General features: G+C 62.1%; 4 protein-coding genes. All 4 read left to right on the top strand.

Annotation, left to right across the window (positions count from 1 at the left end):
• Nucleotides 1–728, top strand: a 728-nt coding sequence (locus tag JCM12296_RS33585) for a dihydrolipoamide acetyltransferase family protein (RefSeq protein ID WP_172684245.1), incomplete at its 5' end; no start/stop codon positions are given.
• A gap of 16 nt (nt 729–744) precedes the next feature.
• On the top strand, nt 745–1,119 hold the full coding sequence (locus JCM12296_RS33580) for a Lin0512 family protein (protein ID WP_054702322.1): 375 nt from the start codon (nt 745–747) through the stop codon (nt 1,117–1,119).
• Between the two features lie 160 nt (nt 1,120–1,279).
• The gene (locus tag JCM12296_RS33575; RefSeq protein WP_054702319.1) at nt 1,280–2,239 is read left to right on the top strand and encodes a thiamine pyrophosphate-dependent dehydrogenase E1 component subunit alpha; all 960 of its coding nucleotides are present in this window, start codon (nt 1,280–1,282) and stop codon (nt 2,237–2,239) included.
• Between the two features lie 142 nt (nt 2,240–2,381).
• On the top strand, nt 2,382–3,298 hold a 917-nt coding region (locus JCM12296_RS33570), incomplete at its 3' end, for an alpha-ketoacid dehydrogenase subunit beta (protein ID WP_246805279.1).

Below are 3,298 nucleotides of genomic sequence, written 5' to 3'. Positions count from 1 at the left end.
CCGAGTCGGCACCGGCCGGTGACAGCGGTGTGCCCTTATCCGGGGTCGTGCCCATGACCGGCATGCGCAAGATCATTGCCGACAACATGATGGCCAGCCTGCACCAGTCGGCTCAGCTGACCGTCTTCGTAACCTGCGAGGCCACGGCCATGACCGCCTTTCGGGACCGCGTGCGCCTTAAATTCGCTGGTGCCGCGAACGTGCCGAAGGTTTCCTACAACGACATCATCGCCCTGGCGGTGAGCCGGACCCTCAAGGATTTTCCGATCCTGAACTCCTGGCTCACCGACGAAGGCATCGTCATTCACGCGCATGTGCAGTTGGGCATTGCCGTTGCCCTGGACGACGGCCTGGTAGTGCCGCATGTCAAGGATGCCGACACCAAGGGGCTGTTGCAACTGGCCGGTGAGATCCGCGTGCTGGCTGAAAAGGCCAAGACCGGCGGGCTGACCCTGGACGAGATCCAGGGCGGCACCTTCACCATCACCAATGTGAGCATGCTGGGGGTGGATGGCTTTACCCCGATTCTCAATCCTCCGGAAACGGCGATCCTGGGCGTCGGCCGGGCGGTGGATCAGCCCGTTGTGCGGGATGGCGTCGTCGGGGTGGGCAAGATGATGACCCTCAGCCTGACCTTCGATCACCGGGTGACCGACGGCGCACCGGCCATGCGCTTTTTACGGGCGCTGGCCGACCGGTTGGAAGACCCGGCCATGATCGTGGTTTGAGAAAGGGGCGGCAAGTATGCAGCGGAAACGCTTTATCGTGGAGCTGGGAACGGGGGCCGATCTGCACGGCATGGACGTGACCAAGGCGGCCTGCCGGGCGGTGCGGGATGCTATCGGGAGAAGTTGCCTGTGCGGATTGGTGGAGATCCTGGGAAAATCCCGCTTCGAGGGGGTACACGTCGCTGTCCGGATCGCCTGCCCGTTCCCGGATCAAATCGATGAGGAGAAGGTCCTGGCCGAGATCCCCATCGGCACACGCAGCCTGACCGCCGTTCTGGGCGGCATGCTGGCCGACGGTATCTGCGTGGATGCCTTTGGCCGGGACTGCGACACGATCATCGTGGCCAATGCGGCGGTGACCGTATCGGTGGACCCATCGTCGGTCAATTAGCCGCTATCAACGTTCGGGGGTTATCCTGTCTTGCGATTTTACCTGAGCTCATATTCATTCCTGGGTGCCTGTGCATTCGCCGTGGCCCCCGAACGTTGAATCGTCAACCATCCACCCGCGATCAGGGTTTTTGCGGGGCAAGGTGTCAAGGAGGTGAGCAATGCGTCTTTCCAACGAACAGATGATCAAGATGTATACGACCATGACCAAGATCCGGCAGTTCGAAACCCAGTTGCAGGAGTTCTTCGCCGCCGGCAGGATTCCGGGCTTCGTCCACCTTTACATCGGTGAAGAGGCCGTGGCTTCCGGGGCGTGCGCCACGCTGCGCGATACGGACTATATCACCAGCACCCATCGCGGACATGGCCACCTGATCGCCAAGGGCGGCGACCTGAAGCGCATGATGGCCGAGATCTTTGGCAAGCGTACCGGTTACTGCAAGGGCAAGGGCGGATCCATGCACATTGCCGATGTGGAGCTGGGCATCCTGGGGGCCAACGGTATTGTCGGCGGTGGCGGGCCCATTGCCAACGGTGCGGCCCTGGCCGCCAAATACCGCAAACAGGACAGCGTGGTGGTCTGTTTCTTCGGCGACGGCGCATCCAACCAGGGAACCACCCAGGAGGCCCTCAACCTGGCCAGCGCCTGGCGGTTGCCGGTGATCTTCGTCAACGAAAACAACGGCTACGGCATTTCCTGCCCGACCTGCAAATCCATGGCGGTCGCCGATATCGCCGACCGCGCGGCCGCCTATGACATTCCGGGTGTGGTGGTGGACGGCAACGACGTCATGGCGGTCTTTGAGGCGGTGGAGGAAGCCGTCAAGCGGGCCCGCGGCGGCCAGGGACCCTCCCTGATCGAGTGCAAGACCTACCGCTGGCGCGGTCATTTCGAGGGCGATGCCTGTGTCTACCGGGAAGACTGCGAGCTGGAAGACTGGATCAAGAAGGACCCGATTCCGCGCTTCGAGAAAAAACTGCTGGCCGAGGGGATTCTGACGTCGGAGAAGGTCGCGGCGATCAAAGCGGCCGTGGCTGATGAGCTTGCCGCCGCCATCGCCTTCGCCGAAAGCAGCCCGCTGCCCGATCCGGCAGAGATCACCGAGGATGTTTACGCGTAGACGGACGGTCGGTCTTGGCAACCGATGCGGGTTTTTCAGGCAAACCCTTTAAATCGACACGGGAGGTAACCTCAATGACGACGAGAACCTATCTGCTGGCACTCAATGATGCCCTGCGGCATGAAATGGAACGGGACCCGATGTGTTTATCCTCGGGGAGGACGTGGGTCAGTTCGGGGGCTGCTTCGGCGTTACCCAGGGGCTGTTCGAACAATTCGGCGAGGCGCGCGTCAAGGACACGCCCATTACCGAAAGTGCCATTATCGGCGCGGCTACAGGCGCGGCGGCGGCCGGCCTGCGGCCGGTGTGTGAAATCATGTTTGTGGATTTTATCGGTGTCTGCCTGGACCAATTGTTCAACCAGGCGGCCAAGATGCGCTACATGTTTGGCGGCAAGGCCAAGATTCCCATGGTGCTGCGGGCGCCCCAGGGTGCCGGGATCGGTGCGGCGGCCCAACATTCCCAATCACTTGAAGCCTGGTTCCTGCATGTGCCCGGACTCAAGGTGGCCATGCCGGCAACGCCGGCCGATGCCAAGGGCCTTTTGATTTCGGCCATTCGTGATGACAACCCGGTGATCTTCCTCGAACATAAGCTGCTCTATGGTATCGAGGGCGAGGTGCCGGACGAGGCCGTGGCGATTCCCTTCGGCCAGGCCGTGGTCCGGCGCGAGGGTCAGGACGCCACCATCGTGGCCACCTCCAAGATGGTGCATACCGCTTTGGAAGCCGCCGAAACCCTGGCTGCCGACGATATCCAGGTCGAGGTCGTCGACCCACGGACCATTTCCCCCCTGGACATGGACACGATCATTGCCTCGGTGAAAAAGACCCACGGCCTGGTGATCGCCCATGAAGCGGTCAAAACCGGCGGCGTCGGGGCGGAAATCGCCGCCCAGGTGGCCGAAAGGGCTTTTGATTACCTGGATGCACCCATCGTCCGCATCGGGGCACCCTTTACGCCGGTGCCGTTTTCGGTCCCGCTGGAACAAGCCTATATCCAGTGCGGCGACCATCGTCGACGCTGTTCGTCAACTGCGCAGCTGACCGTTGCGCTCGG

The organism is Desulfosarcina cetonica JCM 12296, from assembly GCF_001311845.1.
Classification (GTDB): Bacteria; Desulfobacterota; Desulfobacteria; order Desulfobacterales; family Desulfosarcinaceae; genus Desulfosarcina; species Desulfosarcina cetonica.
The sequence above is the reverse complement of the archived record's forward strand: the minus strand, read 5'-3'. Positions and strand labels throughout refer to the sequence as shown.